Genomic DNA, 1,068 nt, shown 5'->3' on the forward strand with positions numbered 1-1,068 from the left:
TCAATCAGTGCCTTAGAGGCCAGCATCAAGCTGTTTAATCGTTTTAGGTGAAGTTCTGGGCAGTATTGGTGTAAAGAATGTTGTAGGATATTGGCTTCGCGCATCTTGTTGTCCAAGTGTAGTTTTTGGCGAAACCATTTGATCATGCAACAAGATGCGCTTCCACCCTAATTTGATGATTTATTTGTAAATCATCAGGGGATTCTTCAGTACCCAGTATGGAGCTTCGATGGTGAAGCTCGCTACAAGCTTGGTGTAGCGTTACGCTTCTAATTCAATTTAATCACGAAAAAGCCTAGCATTCGCTAGGCTTTTTATTATCAATAAATTTAATAATAAACTTAGGTTTCTCCAATTTAGAGGCTCGTGATGACAATCAGAAAAATAGCTATTATAGGTGGCGGTACTTCAGGTTGGTTAGCGGCGAACCACTTAGGCCGGGCGTTGAAGGGGCGTTCTGGGTTATCTATTTCAGTGATTGAATCTCCTGATATTCCTATTATTGGTGTCGGGGAAGGTACTGTGCCTTCGATTAAAAAATCATTACAGAGTTTTGGTATTAGTGAGTCAGAATTTATTCGAACATGCGATGTCACGTTTAAACAGTCTATTAAATTTGTGAACTGGTTAGATAAATCGCGTCACGGTAAGCATAATTTTTATCATCATCTATTCGATATCATTAATTTACACCAAGGTGACGCTGTATCGACGTGGTTGGCCGAACAAAGCGGACATTTTGCCGATTTTGTTTCCCCACAGCATTTAGCTTGCGAAGCGGCTAAAGCACCAAAGCTCATTACTACGCCAGAATATGCTGGTGTTTTAGGCTATGCCTATCACCTCAATGCAGCAAAGTTTGCCAAATTACTCGCTAAAAATGCCATTGAGAAATTTAATGTAGAGCATATTTTAACGACGGTACACGACGTGTGCTTAGGTCCCCCTGTGTCAGGATTGTTGTCACCCCTAAATAATCATTATTTTTAAAGACAGGGTGCGGCAAAAGAGAACAAAATGGCTCGGTATTCACCAGAACGTAAAGAGGCGATCCTTAAAAACTAATTA

At 40.4% G+C, this 1,068-nt stretch carries 1 pseudogene; it reads left to right on the forward strand.

Annotated features, from left to right (window positions below):
• Window positions 1-369 precede the first annotated feature (369 nt).
• Window positions 370-942 (forward strand): annotated as a pseudogene (locus AEA42_RS10460) (tryptophan 7-halogenase); the annotation flags it as partial.
• Between the last annotated feature and the right edge of the window lie 126 nt (window positions 943-1,068).

The organism is Shewanella sp. Sh95 (genome assembly GCF_001308045.1).
Taxonomy (GTDB): Bacteria; Pseudomonadota; Gammaproteobacteria; order Enterobacterales; family Shewanellaceae; genus Shewanella; species Shewanella xiamenensis.